Here is a 14,903-nt window from a genome sequence, read left to right as displayed (position 1 = left end):
TTTTTTAATACATTGATGACTAACAGTAAATGCTATGTCACCGGTTCAGCACTAAAAACAGATTATCTGCAATAAACAAATTGTTTTTAGTACATCACTATAATTATCGCTTATGCCCCAAATGACGATAGCCAAGAGAAATCACATCAAAACCAACCTTGTTACACGAATAGAGGTTCAGGTTGTTGATAGTATAGCTTATTATATATATTACACGTCATTCCATTCATTTAATTAATGGAAAATGTGATTTTATCCCCTTTCTTCTTTCCTCCCTCTCGAAATTGCTTCATTTTTATCCAAAAAGAATTCCATTTTGAAACATAGTTATATTTAAGCTGCAAACCTATATTCCATTACAATTCTATTTAGCCTTCAAAAGTAAAACCGCCGTAAATTTTAATTATCATCATATTGTTATGCGTTATTTAATTTATTATCACTATAGATGATTTCTAAATATATATAATAAAAAATAATATTTTAAACATGTATTGACTTGCTCAAAGTGCTATTTTTTAGCTCTGTTTTTCATTTTTTAGTATAAAACTTTCAGTCAATTTCTAGTAGGTTAACAAATATGAAATTTATATTTTCATTTACAATAAATAGGTAACTCAACCATACAATAGTGCTAATACAAATTAGTGTTCAATCCTTAACTTAATCAACATGGATTTTAAAATGAATACAAAAGAAAATTACGACAGAATTATTGAAAAAGAGCATATAGGCCATACAACCTTAGCTTTATTAACGAATCAAGATGCTCTTTCAACCCGCGAAGTCGGTATTTTTACATTAGACGATTTAATTAGCATACATCGCCATGTTTACTTCTCTCTTTCTTTGCCTTGGAAAAAAAATGATATTCTAAAATGGTTTGGTATTACCTCATCAACCACTTTACCAATAGATACAGACGAATTAATTAATACCATTATCAATATTCGAGATCATGCCAATACCTGGGATAATGTCGAGCAACATGTTAAAGAGCAATCTGTCAACCTATCTCTAGCTAGCCGAAACATTATACATACAGGAGGGCAGATTATTGAATATATAAACCATATGCCTATATTGAAAAGGGTATCAGACAGTTTGAATGATATTAATGAAAGTGAGTTAGATGAAATATTTTATCAAAGCGATGACCAACAAATAGCGACTGAACTAACTAATATCTTACAATTAATTAAAGATGATATTAAGGAGCAATCCATTAAGACAAGTAATATTAAAAATATCATTTCAGATTTTAGAGTACATATTACAGGTGGGTATCTATCTAATTATCAACACGTTGAATCATTATTGTTTAATATTAAAGGGTTATATAATCAACTTGAAACTACTGATAATGAAATTACAGATAGCTACTTACAAGAATTACTTAAAACGAAAAAGCAGGAACTACAGCAATTAGAACAAGAGTATTCACATTTTGTAAAACTCAGCTTCACCGGCTTAGCAGGTGGTGTCATCGGTCTCATTATTACTGGTAGTATTTTTGGCTCGAAAGCTGAAAAAATTCGAGCAAGAAAAAATGAAACATTAGCAGAAATAAAATCAATTAACGACCAAATTAACAAAGAAGAACTCATCAAAAAAGTTATCTTTGATATTCAAATTAACCTCCATAAAATCGATGGTTTCTTTAAAGATGCACGGTTAGCCGTTGACCATTTAGATTATATGTGGCTTGTCCTCCTAACTGAAATAACCCAATCAATCGAGGTTTTCAAAAAAATCAATAACGCTGATAAACTTATTAAATTCATTACTCATTTCAAACGAATTGTTACATCCTGGTATACCATTCAAGAATACTCTACACATTTAATAACGTTATTTGACCAAATTCAACCAAATAACACCCCCCCTCAATAAAAGGTACTCATATGCAAGATAAGCTTGATTTACCGATATTGCCCTCCATTGATATTTATCAGTTTAGGCATATGTCAAATGAAATTTCCGCATTTAATAAAAATATAATACATTATGACTTCATCATACACGGAAAGATACAAAAAATTGCAAGTAAGACTTTCAATATAAATGAAACAATCAGAAACTCGATACCGAAGCTAAAAATAAAATTAAATTATATTTTAAAAAGTGAATTAAATAGTGAAAATACAAATATACCTGACGGAATTTTAGTCACAAGCTTTATTGAGGATTTAATTGATTTTAAATTAGAGCTAGAAAGAATAATTACCAAATTCAGTTACACCACCGACTCTCTATCACTCATTCACGTGGAAGAAAGCAACCAACATAAACTACAGCAATACTCAGAACAAAAAGAACTCCTAGTCACATCCAAAAATAGCAAAATGCTAAAAATAAACGAAATCAATCAGCAACACTCCGTTATTACCGCAGCAGAAGATATCATCTTAAAATCTAAAATCACTGATTTCTTAAAAAAACATTTGTTGAATGATGAGTTAATTGACTCAATTGATATGCCAACAAATAAAAAGCAAATATTAAAGTCAGCCATTGCTTTTATTAAAAATTTATTATCAGTCATTGATGATGGTTTAGAATTTGCGCAACTTGTCGAGGTCAGGCTAGATTTAGGAAACCAAATTTTAGAATTAAAGGAAGAAGTTAATCACATTGATAAAACAATATTTAAGCTTTCTCAACTCATGCTCTTATCAGAACAAATCACCGCTATAGATTCACATAAATTATCAATTATTACTCAGATAGGCCTCATTAAGAATTATTGGTGGGAATGGTGCCATTTTATTAATGAAAAATCGTCTGAAAAAACAGTGAATATTCAAAAGATCAATACCGCAAGCCAAGTACTAATGTCTTTTTTAGATGATATGGAATACCAATATCAGCGTCAGTTACCTGATTAAAAAAAACCGGCTACTCAAAAGTAGCCGGTTTATCAACTATAGGAAATTTTAGCCTATTAGTTAATCACAGCAAGTGCTGTTGATGTCATATCAATAAGAGGTTGTGGCCATACACCAAAGACAATAACCGCAATGGCGCAAATAACAGCAACAACGGTCCCTAACGTTGCTTTTTCAGGGCCTGTATAACGTTCTGCATGTTCTGCATCGCGGCTATATAGGCTAGCCATAAAGCTTAGGTAGTAATATAAACCAATTGCACTACCAACCACTACAGTTCCTGTTAACCACCATAACTCTGCATTCACCGCGGATGCAATCACATAGAATTTACCAATAAATCCTAATGTAATTGGAATACCTGCCAGCGACAGCATCATCACAGTCATTACCGTTGCTAGAACGGGTTTATGCCAGAACAGCCCACGGAATGCACTGAAATCATCCTGGTCATCACCACGATAAGGACTGGAAACGATACTCACAACACCAAATGCGCCTAAGCTTGCAAACAAGTAACCCACTAAGTAGATTGCGATAGTCACTTGTGACGCTACTGGGTCGATACGTAACGCAACAAGGGCAACGAGTAAATAACCCATATGCGAGATAGATGAGTAACCCAGCAAGCGTTTTGCGCTTTTTTGTGTGATAGCCAGTAAGTTACCAAACAAGATAGATGCTATGGCAATCACTGAAATCACAATCGCTAACGTATTGCTGTTGGCAATTGGTGCTTCCAAAAAGATACGCACTAATACGGCAAAGATAGCGATTTTACTACCCGTTGCTAAGAAAGCTGATACAGGTGCAGGCGCACCTTGATAAACGTCTGGTGTCCACAGTTGGAATGGAAACAGTGACAGTTTAAAGCCAAAACCAACAATGAGCATACCGAAACCAATCATCACTAATGGGGCGTGAATTTGGTTATCAGAAAGACTTTGACCAACAGCTGCGAAGCTTAAGCTACCCGATTCCGCATACAGTAACGCAATTCCGAATAACAGGAATGAAGACGCTGCTGCAGATAACAGCATGTACTTGATCCCAGCTTCTAATGTGCGACTGCGCTCAAAGGTATAGGCAACTAAGCCAAACAGTGGCAATGAAATCAGCTCAATACCGATAAACATCGACGCCATATGGTTTGACATAGATAACAGCACACCACCTGCCACCGCGATAGCAACTAACAAGTGGAATTCATCTCTATTGTCGCCAAAACCTTCCAGCCAGTGGTAGGCAAAGATGCTGGTACCGATACCTGCAATCAGGACTAATGCACTATAGAACAGCGCAAAGCCATCAACACGGATAAGCGAAGTCACATCCATTAGATAGCCGTCGGCTACCCAAATCAGTGAAAGCAACGCAATAACAAAGCCAGATACTGTCAGCGCGGCACTGGTAAGGTGATCGCGTCGCCACGCAATGGACAGCATCACAACCACCGCCGTCAACCCGACGATCATCAGTGGTAGTATTGCGATCAGTTCTTGAGGAGTTATTGTCATGGCGAATTACAGCCCTAATGTTGTAAGTGAAGCAGAATACAGGTTATGCAATGTTTCCATCGAACCAATTGAGGTATCTAAAATTGGTTGTGGGTAGAAACCGATAATAACCAGTAAAGCAGCCAGAGCCAGCAGCACACCAAATTCACGTGCCGTTAACCCTTTCATTTCTTTTTCAGACTTAGGTGTACCGTAGTAGGTCTGTTGCATCATCCACAGTGAGTAGATAGACGCAAACACCACACCAAAGACCATAATACAAGTCACTAACGTGAATTGGCTGAAGCTGCCAAACAGGATCATAAATTCACCAATGAAGTTACCTGTACCTGGCATTCCTAGCGTTGCCGCAGCAAAGAACAGGGACATTCCTGGTAACCATTTAATGCGTTTCCATAATCCACCCATCATACGCATATCACGCGTTTGCGTACGTTCATACAGTTGACCACTAATGATAATCAGTGCCGCACCAGACAAACCATTGGTGATCATTTGAACTACAGCACCTTGGTAGGCCAAGGTTGAACCCGCGTAAATAGCGACTGTCACAAAGCCCATATGGGATAAGCTACTGTACGCTGCAAGACGTTTGATATCCGTTTGTTTGAACGCCAACCATGCACCGTAGAAGATACTGATCACACCCAGCGTCATCGCCACTGGCGTGAACTGGATAGAGGCTTCAGGGAACAGAGGCAAAGTAAAGCGTAACAGGCCGTATGCTGCGGTTTTTAGCATGATACCGGAGATATCCACGGAACCCGCTGTAGGCGACTGTTCTTGGGTATCTGCCATCCAACCATGGAAAGGAACCAATGGCATTTTAACGGCAAAGGCGATAAAGAAGCCTAACATCAACATAAACGCAACGTTACTAGACAGCTCTGCGCCTAACAGTTGGTTATAATCGAATGTTAATACGCCTGAAGTATTGTAATTCGCTAGTGCCAATCCAATGATGGAAACCAACATGATCAAGCCACTTGCTTGCGTATAGATAAAGAACTTAGTCGCGGCTTTGATATGTTGTCTGTTTTCTGACCCTTTGTGCCCCCAATTGGCAATCAGGAAGTACATTGGGATCAGCATCATCTCCCAGAAGAAGAAGAATAAGAACAAGTCAACCGCGGTGAAAATCCCCATCACACCTGTGATAATCCACAGCAGGTTAAAGTGATACGCACCTTGGTTCTTCTGGTTTTCACTCCAAGAGCTCAGAATCGAGAAAGCCCCCATGATAGCCGTTAATACGACCATCAGCAGTGATAAACCGTCAATAGCTAAATGAAAGTCAATTCCCAGTGACGGGATCCACGGCATAAAGAAAACAGATTGCCATTGTGGAATCCCTTGTGGATTAACAAGAGAGTAATTCCCTTCTAACCACAATTGCACGGAGAGTATTAATGTTATTCCCATCGTCGCCAGTGCAATCCAGCGCGGTGCGCGATGACTGAACCGGTCAGCCTGCCAGCTTAGCAGGCCTCCGATGAAGGGAATGAGTATTAGCCAGGGTAATAGCATGGCGCAATGTGTCCCTTAATTAAACCAAAAGCAGCAGAGCAAGAATCAGCACTGCACCCAGCCCCAACGAGGCAACATACCAACGGATTTGGCCGTTTTCACTCACTGCAAGCCCTTTATTTGCCCAACGTGAAAGATGTGCAGGGATATTCATCAGAGAGTTAATCGGATCGCTTTCCAGTAGCCATGCAATACCTTTAAACGGTTTTACAAAGACTACGTCATACAGCCAGTCGAAGCCCCACGCTTGGTACCACCATGCGCTGAAGAAACGACCCACCGCAGTTTTCGCGATAGCATCGACTATTGAACGTCTAAACAGGTAGAGGAATACCGCAATTAATAGACCAGCGATAGCAAACCCGCCAGAAATCGCTTCGAGTAAGACTTTACCGTCTTCACTGCCAGCCGCTTCTGCAGGGAATACCCCTTCGAGTGGTTGGTGGATTAATGCACCAACAAACGTTGCAAGGATAGCCAAAATGCCCAGTGGTAATGTGTGAGTGATGCCTTTAACCTTATGCGCTTTGATTTTTGCTTCACCGTGGAACACGATGAAAATCATACGGAAGGTATAAATTGCGGTCATTAATGCACCGAGGATACCTGCCCACAACAATACAGTTTGTCCATCAAGCTGCGCTCCCCACAAAATGGCATCTTTACTGTAGAAACCAGCAGTAAACAATGGCAATGCTGCCAGTGCGCTTCCGCCAATCAACATCACAGCGTAGATAAATGGAATTTGCTTACGCAATCCGCCCATTTTGAAGATATTTTGCTCGTGGTGGCATGCCAAAATGACCGAACCTGCTGACAGGAACAACAGTGCTTTAAAGAAAGCGTGCGTCATCAGGTGGAAAATCGCAGCATCCCAAGCTTGCACACCGAGAGCCAAAAACATATAACCGATTTGGCTCATCGTGGAATAAGCAAGCACGCGCTTGATATCGGTTTGAACCAGTGCAGCAAACCCTGCCAGTACTAATGTCACTGCGCCCACAACGCCAACTAGATGTAAAACTTCTGGCGCTAATAAGAACAGAACGTGGGTACGAGCCACTAAGTACACACCGGCCGTTACCATGGTTGCGGCGTGGATCAATGCTGAAACTGGCGTTGGACCCGCCATCGCATCTGCCAACCACGTTTGCAATGGTAACTGTGCTGATTTACCGACTGCGCCACCTAATAACATTAAGGTTGCCCAATTGATCGCACTCGAACCTTCAGCAAATTTCTGAGGTGCTAACACCGCCATTTCGCTGAAATTCAATGTGCCGAGCTCATTCCACAGGATAAACATACCAATGGCGAGGAATACATCACCGATACGCGTGACAAAGAACGCTTTCATTGCGGCTTTACCGTTTTCTGGATTGGTATAATAGAAACCAATCAACAGGTAACTGCACAGCCCTACCCCTTCCCAACCGAGATACATCAGCATCATATTATCAGCGAGGACTAAGACCACCATACTCGCGATAAACAGGTTAGTGTAAGCGAAGAAACGTGAGTAACCTTCCTCACCACGCATATACCAAGAAGCGTATACATGAATAAGGAAGCCCACACCCGTTACCACACCTAACATGGTCAGAGATAGACCATCTAACATTAGGGTGAATGGGATATTAAAGGTACCGACAGACATCCAAGTCCACAGAGGTTGGATGAACACGCTACCAGCGTCTTGAGCTAAAAATTCATTGCCAGCATAGAATGCGACGATGGCCGCTAAGCCGACCGACCCCGCACCAATAATGGCCGAAACGTTTTCTGACCAGCGTCCACGGGAGAAGGCTAACAACACCGACCCCAGTAAAGGCAACAGAATAGTTAAATAGAGTAGGTTCATCCGCGCATCTCACTGACTTTATCAATATTCAGGTTCTGACGATGACGATGGAGTTGCAGTAACAACGCCAATCCAATACTCGCCTCCGCTGCAGCCAATGTAATTGCCAATATATACATAATTTGGCCGTCTGGCTGCCCCCAAAAACTCCCTGCAACCACAAATGCCAGTGCAGTTGAGTTAATCATGATTTCCAGTCCGATCAGCATGAAAAGCAGATTGCGGCGAATAACAAGGCAGCTAAGCCCCATCACAAATAAAATCGCCGCTAAAATCAGACCATGTTCTAGAGGTATCATTTTTGCTCCTCCGCCTTCGCGATACTGACAAGATCAGCACCGTTTTCTTTACGGTCACGTCCAACGTGGAATGCGACAACTAAACCAGCTAGTAGTAACAGTGACGCCAATTCGACAGCCAGAACGTAAGGCCCGAACAAGCTAATACCCACTTCTTTCGCCCCAATGATGGTGCCCTCAATGCCTTCTTGATATGACAATGAGGTGATGCCGTAAACTAAGATAGCCAATAAAACTGCGGATAACACAGCAGGACCAATCCAGTTTTTCGGCGTCAACCAAGCGCGCTCTTGTTCTTGAACAGAACGTCCTAGGTTGAGCATCATCACGACGAACACGAACAGGACCATGATGGCACCTGCATAAACGATGATTTCCAACGCTCCAGCAAAATACGCGCCGAGGGAGAAAAACACCATTGACAGAGCCAGCAGAGAAACAACCAGATACAACAGTGCATGCACCGGATTTGTATTCGTTATCACCCTTAAAGTTGCTAAAATGGCAACTAGACCGGCGATATAAAATGTAAATTCCATGAATATCGCTCCTTATGGCAACAGGTCTTTGACGTTGATAGGTTTCGCTTCGTTATCCGCTTCACCTTTGTCTTTACCTGCAATCGCCATACCTGATTTACGGTAAAAGTTATAATCAGGATATTTACCCGGACCTGAAATCAACAGGTCATTTTTCTCGTAAACCAGATCCTGACGTCTCCAATCGGCCATTTCAAAATCAGGTGTTAATTGGATTGCCGTGGTAGGGCAAGCCTCTTCACACAGACCACAGAAAATACAGCGCGAAAAGTTAACGCGGAAAAATTCAGGGTACCAGCGGCCATCTTCGTGTTCAGCTTTTTGCAGTGAGATACAACCCACAGGGCAAGCTACCGCACACAAGTTACATGCAACACAACGCTCTTCACCGTCTGGATCGCGCGTCAACACGATACGACCACGGTAACGGGGTGGCAGATAAACCGGCTCTTCTGGATACATTTGCGTTTCGCGTTTATCGAACGCATGTAGGCCGACCATCCAAATACTACGTACTTGGGTGGCGAAACCGACCAATAACTCTTTCAATGTCATGGTTCAATCACCCCTTACTGAGCGTTGTATAAAATCACTGCTGCAGTACCCAGCAGATTAAGCAGTGTCAGCGGCAGGCAAATTTTCCAACCGAAAGACATCACTTGGTCATAACGTGGACGCGGTAAAGAGGCACGGATCAAGATAAACATCATCATGAAAAAGCCAGTTTTGATAGCAAACCACAAGAATGACGGCAGGAATGGACCATGCCAGCCACCAAAGAACAGCGTCACAATCAGTGCAGAAACCGTTACGATACCGATATACTCACCAACGAAGAACAGACCGAACTTCATCCCTGAGTATTCAACGTGGTAACCATCCGCAATCTCTTGTTCTGCTTCTGGTTGGTCAAACGGGTGACGGTGACATACCGCAACGCCCGCTATCGCAAAAGTCACAAAACCAAAGAATTGAGGAATAATATTCCACATGCCTTCTTGGGAGTTCACAATATCAATCAGGTTGAATGAACCTGCTTGTGCAACCACACCCATTAAAGAAAGGCCTAAGAATACTTCGTAACTCACGGTTTGTGCTGACGCACGCATCGCACCTAATAATGAGTATTTGTTATTACTTGACCAACCTGCGAATAACACCGCGTAGACCGCCAGACCCGCCATCATTAGGAAGAATAAAATCCCAATATTCAGGTCTGCAACGTGCCATGTTGGGCTAACAGGGACGATAGCAAATGCAAGGAACAATGAACAAAATGCGATAACTGGTGCTAGCGTAAAGATTTTCTTATCCGCGAACTGTGGGATCCAGTCTTCTTTAAACAGCATTTTGAACATGTCGGCGATTAACTGGCCCATCCCAAACGGGCCAACGCGGTTTGGACCATAACGGTTCTGGAACAGACCGAGAATACGGCGCTCTCCCAGACTCATGTATGCCCCACAAGTCACAACAACCAATAAAATGACGACAGATTTAAGGATGGAAATTAATACTTCCATCACTTCAGGAGAAATCCAATCCATCATGCTCCCCTCCGCAGATTATTGACTGACACGCCAGCCATTGACGGTGCGATACCTGGCATTCCTAGCGGTAAGCCAATTTGACCGGTAGACAGGTGATTACTGAGGCGAACAGTCAAGTTAAACGCTTGACCTGCATGGCTAAACTCAGCTTTAGCACCCGCTGACAGCCCCAGTGCCGCAGCATCTTGCGTGTTCAGCATGATATAAGGCTCAGGCATACGCTCTTGGATCACCTCTGAACGCTGTGACATTTCATCACTGCCAAACAGGTGGTAATAAGGTGCGACGACCCACTGCGCTTCGCTAGCTTGATAAGCCGCTGGAATTTCAGTGAAGTAAGCCAATTTGCTCTCTGTTGAATTGAACAAACGGATACCCGGGTCACCAAATAACAGGTGCCCCCCCACTTCGGCTTGGAATTTATTCCATGCTTGCGGTGAGTTCCAACCTGGTGCCCATGCAAATGGAATTTGCTGGCGCGGTGCGGTTGGGCTGTTGTTCCCTTCCATTGAGAAAGCAAATGGAGAGTCAATATCTTGCGGTTGACGAGGTTCATGGACAGATTGATTTGCTAGCATCGCTGTACGGCCACTGTAACGATGTGGTTCACGCGCCAGTTTTTGACCACGAATACGGAAAGACGCTTTTGGTGCGGCATCAACCATACCTGAGAATTGTGGCATTGCGGCAACACAATCAGCGATAACGTGATCAAGTTGAGACCAATCCGCATCACGCTCTTGCGCTTCAGTTTGTAGTGAATGCATCCAGCGCCAGCTTTCGTTCATCACGATAGCTTTATCGTAATACGTTGGGTCGAAGACTTGGAAGAAACGCTGTGCACGACCTTCTTGGTTAATCAACGTACCGTCTGCTTCAGCAAAACTTGCTGCTGGCAGAACTAATGTTGCTTTATCCATGATGTCGGTTTGCTGATGATCCGCTACAATCAAGTGGCTCAATTTCGCTAATGCGCTATTGACTGCATCCACGCTGCTGTGACGGTACAGGTCGTTTTCGATAACAATAGCCACATCCGCTTCGTTCGCTTCTATGCGAGCTAAAGCGCTGTCTAATGGCTGTGCATTCATCATTGCCAGACCGAAACTATTTGCATGAGACGCTAAGTAAGATAACCCAACGTTCGCGCCTTTCGCTTTCAGTGCAAATGCCACGTTAGCGGCCGCTTGGATCATTGCCTCGCTGGCACTATGGCTACCACTGATAATTAATGGTTTTTTCGCACCCGCTAAGGCCTGAGCAATGGTTTCCACTTTGGCTTTTAAGTCTGCGGGTAAATCATTCACCGCAGGGGCTTCGCCATTAATCATATTGGCGATAGCAAAACCGAAGCGCGCTTGGTCAGCCACTGGAGCACGGTAATTGAAGGCAGCCACATCGTCTAAACGAGTGTCATCAACATTGGTAATAAACAGCGGATATTTTGCGTGTTGACCAATATTCATGATTGCCGCGATTTGCCAGTCAGCCACTTTTTGCGCTGCCGCCATCTCACGAGCTTTACCTTTCACCGCTTGGCGTACAGATAACGCCATACGTGCACCTGTCTGAGTTAAATCTTCACCCAGTACCAGTACCGCATCATAGCCTTCTACTTCACGCAGTGTTGGCGTATAGATACCGCCGTTTTGCAGAATATTTTGCATTAATGCTAAACGACGCTGCTCTCCCGCAGAAATACCGGAATAGAAGTTTTCTGCTCCAACTAATGCGCGTAATGCATAGTTGCTTTCAACGCTAGCGCGTGGAGAACCGATACCAATCACTTTTTTCGCTTGATTGATAATTTGCGCACCACTTTGCATCGCTTCGATAGCCGAAATCACGTTCTTAACGCCATTTTTATTGAGTACGGCTTGGCGAGGACGGTCTTTACGGTTGACGTAACCATAACCAAAGCGACCACGGTCACACAGGAAATAGTGGTTTACCGAGCCGTTATAACGGTTTTCGATGCGACGGATTTCACCATAACGCTCACCAGGGCTAGTGTTACAACCGATACTGCACTGTTGGCAGATACCGGGTGCAAACTGCATATCCCATTTACGGTTATAGCGCTCAGAGTGGGTTTTATCGGTGAATACCCCGGTTGGACAAACTTCAACTAAGTTACCGGAGAACTCACTTTCCAGCGTACCGTCTTCAGTACGACCGAAATACACATAGTTATGTGCCCCATAAACCCCTAAATCCGTGCCATCTGCGTAATCTTTGTAGTAACGAACACAGCGATAACACGCAATACAACGGTTCATTTCATGACTAATAAATGGACCAAGGTCTTGGTTAATGTGAGTCCGTTTCGTAAAACGATATTTACGCATGTTATGACCGGTCATTACCGTCATATCTTGTAGGTGACAGTTCCCCCCTTCCTCACAGACTGGGCAGTCATGAGGGTGGTTGGTCATCAGCCATTCCACGACACTTTCACGGAATTGTTTGGCTTCTTCATCATCAATTGAGATGTAGGTACCTTCCGTTGCGGGTGTCATACAAGACATTACTAGGCGACCGCGTGTGTCATCTGCGTTCTGATACTGCTTAACCGCACACTGGCGGCAAGCGCCAACGCTTCCCAGCGCCGGATGCCAGCAAAAATAAGGAATATCTAGCCCGAGAGAAAGACAGGCTTGTAACAGGTTTTCAGACCCGTTTACGTCATATTCTTTGCCGTCTACATATATTGTAGCCATAGTCAGCATGCTTCCCAAAGGCCCGCATAAAGCAGGCGTTAATCAAAAATACGTTCTTCGTGAAAAATCTCTTTAGCGGTTGCTCAATCGCTAAATAATTACCAACGCTGCTTCAGCAGGTTGGGTTGGATACCCGCAATCTGCACAATGTTACGCAGATCTTTTTGCGAAATACCCGCTTCGAATTCATCACGGAAATATTTGATGGCACTTTGTAGCGGTTCGACCGCACCCGGTGCGTGAGCGCAGAAAGTTTTACCCGGTCCTAAGAAACGGCACAGCTGCTCTAGGGTTTCAATATCCCCCGGCTGCCCTTCTCCTTTTTCCAGCGCTTGTAAAATTTTCACACTCCATGGCAAACCATCACGGCACGGCGTACACCAACCACAGGATTCACGAGCAAAGAAGGTTTCTAAGTTACGCACTAAAGAAACCATGTTGATTTCATGATCAACCGCCATCGCCAATGCAGTACCAAGACGGCTTCCTGCTTTGGCAATATTTTCGAAATCCATTGGTAAGTCGAGGTGGTCGTTGGTTAGGAAGTCTGTCCCTGCTCCACCCGGCTGCCATGCTTTTAATTTCAGTCCATCACGCATACCACCTGCGTAATCTTCCAAAACTTCACGTGCCGTTGTACCAAATGGCAATTCCCACAGACCCGGGTTTTTCACACGGCCAGAGAAGCCCATTAATTTAGTACCCGCGTCTTTACTCTTACCGGCGCTTAAATCGATATACCATTGGTCTCCGTGCTCTAAAATGGCAGGCACGTTACAAATGGTTTCGACGTTATTAACGCAAGTTGGCTTACCCCAAGCACCTGATGTTGCAGGGAATGGTGGTTTAGAACGTGGGTTAGCACGGCGGCCTTCTAAAGAGTTAATCAGTGCGGTTTCTTCACCGCAGATATAACGCCCAGCGCCGGTGTGGACAAACAGTTCAAAATCGAAACCCGAACCGAGGATATTTTTTCCTAATAAACCCGCCGCTTTCGCTTCTTCGATGGCACGGCGTAGGTTTTGCGCGGCTTCAACATACTCACCCCGTAAGAAGATATAACCACGGTAGGCCTTAAGTGCATAAGCGCCCGTGATCATCCCTTCAACTAACAAGTGAGGGAGTTGCTCCATCAATAAACGGTCTTTATAGGTGCCCGGTTCCATTTCATCCGCATTACATAAAAAGTAACGCAGTTTCATGTTTTCGTCTTTTGGCATCAGGCTCCATTTCAGACCCGTTGAGAAGCCCGCTCCACCTCGCCCTTTCAGGCCAGCGTCTTTTACGAGATTCACAACTTCATCCGGTGCCATGCCTTTGAGCGCGCGCTCAAGACCTTTGTATCCGTTTTTACTGCGATACTCATCTAACCAAACAGGCTGATTGTCATCACGCAAACGCCATGTTAGAGGATGAGTTTCAGCAGTACGGATCACTGGATTAACAGAATTTGTCATGGATACTGCTCCAGTAATTTTTGAATATTTTCAGGCTGCACGTAGCTGTGAGTGTCATCATCGATCATCATCGTTGGACCCTTGTCACAGTTACCTAGGCAACAGGTCGGCAGCAATGTAAAGCGGCCATCAGCTGTTGTTTGACCAGGGCGAATATTAAGCTGTTTAATGATTTCAGCTTCTAAGCCCTGATAACCTGTAATATGGCAAACAACACTGTCGCAATAGCGAATAATGTGGCGACCCACTGGTTGGCGGAAGATTTGGCTATAGAATGTCGCCACCCCTTCAACATCACTGGCTGGGATGCCTAAGACGTCAGCGATAGCATGGATCGCACCATCTTCAACCCAACCGCGGTTTTTTTGCACAATTTTCAGTGCTTCAATTGAGGCAGCACGTGCGTCTTCGTAATGGTGTTTCTCACCTTCAATCTCTTCACGCTCTTTCTCTGTTAAGACAAAGCCATGATTGACTTGCGGTTCAAACACATTCACGACATTGAGCTCGTTGTGCTTCTCATTTTCGTTATGTTCATTATGCAT

Annotated in this window: 12 protein-coding genes; 2 read left to right on the top strand and 10 right to left on the bottom strand. The window is 43.6% G+C overall.

Annotation, left to right across the window (positions count from 1 at the left end):
• Positions 1–684: 684 nt before the first annotated feature.
• Together PZ638_RS08245 and PZ638_RS08240 are read left to right on the top strand one after the other, a co-directional pair.
• Positions 685–1,893, top strand: coding sequence for an alpha-xenorhabdolysin family binary toxin subunit A (locus PZ638_RS08245; RefSeq protein ID WP_167732486.1), 1,209 nt, complete (start codon positions 685–687; stop codon positions 1,891–1,893).
• An 11-nt stretch (positions 1,894–1,904) separates the two neighbouring features.
• Complete coding sequence (locus PZ638_RS08240; RefSeq protein ID WP_094962297.1) at positions 1,905–2,888, top strand: alpha-xenorhabdolysin family binary toxin subunit B; 984 nt, start codon at positions 1,905–1,907, stop codon at positions 2,886–2,888.
• Positions 2,889–2,944: 56 nt separating this feature from the next.
• Here PZ638_RS08240 and nuoN read toward each other — a convergent pair whose 3' ends face one another.
• The 10 genes from nuoN to nuoE all read right to left on the bottom strand — a co-directional run bounded on the left by nuoN (position 2,945) and on the right by nuoE (position 14,903).
• Complete coding sequence (gene nuoN / locus PZ638_RS08235; protein ID WP_094962296.1) at positions 2,945–4,405, bottom strand: NADH-quinone oxidoreductase subunit NuoN; 1,461 nt, start codon at positions 4,403–4,405, stop codon at positions 2,945–2,947.
• Between the two features lie 6 nt (positions 4,406–4,411).
• Positions 4,412–5,932, bottom strand: coding sequence for an NADH-quinone oxidoreductase subunit M (nuoM, locus tag PZ638_RS08230; protein ID WP_094962295.1), 1,521 nt, complete (start codon positions 5,930–5,932; stop codon positions 4,412–4,414).
• 19 nt (positions 5,933–5,951) lie between these two features.
• The gene (nuoL, locus tag PZ638_RS08225) at positions 5,952–7,793 is read right to left on the bottom strand and encodes an NADH-quinone oxidoreductase subunit L (protein ID WP_004259845.1); all 1,842 of its coding nucleotides are present in this window, start codon (positions 7,791–7,793) and stop codon (positions 5,952–5,954) included.
• Positions 7,790–8,092: an NADH-quinone oxidoreductase subunit NuoK gene (nuoK, locus tag PZ638_RS08220; protein ID WP_004259841.1), complete on the bottom strand. Its 303-nt coding sequence runs from the start codon at positions 8,090–8,092 to the stop codon at positions 7,790–7,792. The genes nuoL and nuoK overlap by 4 nt, the downstream gene beginning before the upstream one ends.
• On the bottom strand, positions 8,089–8,631 hold the full coding sequence (gene nuoJ, locus PZ638_RS08215) for an NADH-quinone oxidoreductase subunit J (protein WP_004259837.1): 543 nt from the start codon (positions 8,629–8,631) through the stop codon (positions 8,089–8,091). The genes nuoK and nuoJ overlap by 4 nt, the downstream gene beginning before the upstream one ends.
• A 12-nt stretch (positions 8,632–8,643) precedes the next feature.
• Positions 8,644–9,186: an NADH-quinone oxidoreductase subunit NuoI gene (nuoI, locus tag PZ638_RS08210; RefSeq protein WP_004259834.1), complete on the bottom strand. Its 543-nt coding sequence runs from the start codon at positions 9,184–9,186 to the stop codon at positions 8,644–8,646.
• A gap of 14 nt (positions 9,187–9,200) precedes the next feature.
• Positions 9,201–10,178 carry an NADH-quinone oxidoreductase subunit NuoH gene (gene nuoH, locus PZ638_RS08205; protein WP_004912244.1) on the bottom strand — a complete coding sequence of 326 codons (978 nt, stop codon included), beginning with the start codon at positions 10,176–10,178 and terminating at the stop codon, positions 9,201–9,203.
• The gene (gene nuoG / locus PZ638_RS08200; protein WP_094962343.1) at positions 10,178–12,901 is read right to left on the bottom strand and encodes an NADH-quinone oxidoreductase subunit NuoG; all 2,724 of its coding nucleotides are present in this window, start codon (positions 12,899–12,901) and stop codon (positions 10,178–10,180) included. The genes nuoH and nuoG overlap by 1 nt, the downstream gene beginning before the upstream one ends.
• 98 nt (positions 12,902–12,999) lie before the next feature.
• Entirely contained in the window at positions 13,000–14,358 is a 1,359-nt protein-coding gene (nuoF, locus tag PZ638_RS08195) for an NADH-quinone oxidoreductase subunit NuoF (RefSeq protein WP_004259820.1), read from the bottom strand.
• Entirely contained in the window at positions 14,355–14,903 is a 549-nt protein-coding gene (nuoE, locus tag PZ638_RS08190; protein ID WP_036958085.1) for an NADH-quinone oxidoreductase subunit NuoE, read from the bottom strand. The genes nuoF and nuoE overlap by 4 nt, the downstream gene beginning before the upstream one ends.

Origin of the sequence: Providencia hangzhouensis, assembly GCF_029193595.2 — a bacterium.
In the GTDB taxonomy this organism is placed as follows: Bacteria; Pseudomonadota; Gammaproteobacteria; order Enterobacterales; family Enterobacteriaceae; genus Providencia; species Providencia hangzhouensis.
This window is presented reverse-complemented; position numbering and strand designations above follow the sequence as displayed.

Bases quoted from the DNA above. Each gene is read 5' to 3' on its own strand.
- nuoG (WP_094962343.1), bottom strand. From the start codon at position 12,901: ATGGCTACAATATATGTAGACGGCAAAGAATATGACGTAAACGGGTCT.
- nuoM (WP_094962295.1), bottom strand. From the start codon at position 5,932: ATGCTATTACCCTGGCTAATACTCATTCCCTTCATCGGAGGCCTGCTA.
- nuoJ (WP_004259837.1), bottom strand. From the start codon at position 8,631: ATGGAATTTACATTTTATATCGCCGGTCTAGTTGCCATTTTAGCAACT.
- nuoH (WP_004912244.1), bottom strand. From the start codon at position 10,178: ATGGATTGGATTTCTCCTGAAGTGATGGAAGTATTAATTTCCATCCTT.
- nuoI (WP_004259834.1), bottom strand. From the start codon at position 9,186: ATGACATTGAAAGAGTTATTGGTCGGTTTCGCCACCCAAGTACGTAGT.
- nuoF (WP_004259820.1), bottom strand. From the start codon at position 14,358: ATGACAAATTCTGTTAATCCAGTGATCCGTACTGCTGAAACTCATCCT.
- PZ638_RS08240 (WP_094962297.1), top strand. From the start codon at position 1,905: ATGCAAGATAAGCTTGATTTACCGATATTGCCCTCCATTGATATTTAT.
- PZ638_RS08245 (WP_167732486.1), top strand. From the start codon at position 685: ATGAATACAAAAGAAAATTACGACAGAATTATTGAAAAAGAGCATATA.
- nuoK (WP_004259841.1), bottom strand. From the start codon at position 8,092: ATGATACCTCTAGAACATGGTCTGATTTTAGCGGCGATTTTATTTGTG.
- nuoE (WP_036958085.1), bottom strand. From the start codon at position 14,903: ATGCATAATGAACATAACGAAAATGAGAAGCACAACGAGCTCAATGTC.
- nuoN (WP_094962296.1), bottom strand. From the start codon at position 4,405: ATGACAATAACTCCTCAAGAACTGATCGCAATACTACCACTGATGATC.
- nuoL (WP_004259845.1), bottom strand. From the start codon at position 7,793: ATGAACCTACTCTATTTAACTATTCTGTTGCCTTTACTGGGGTCGGTG.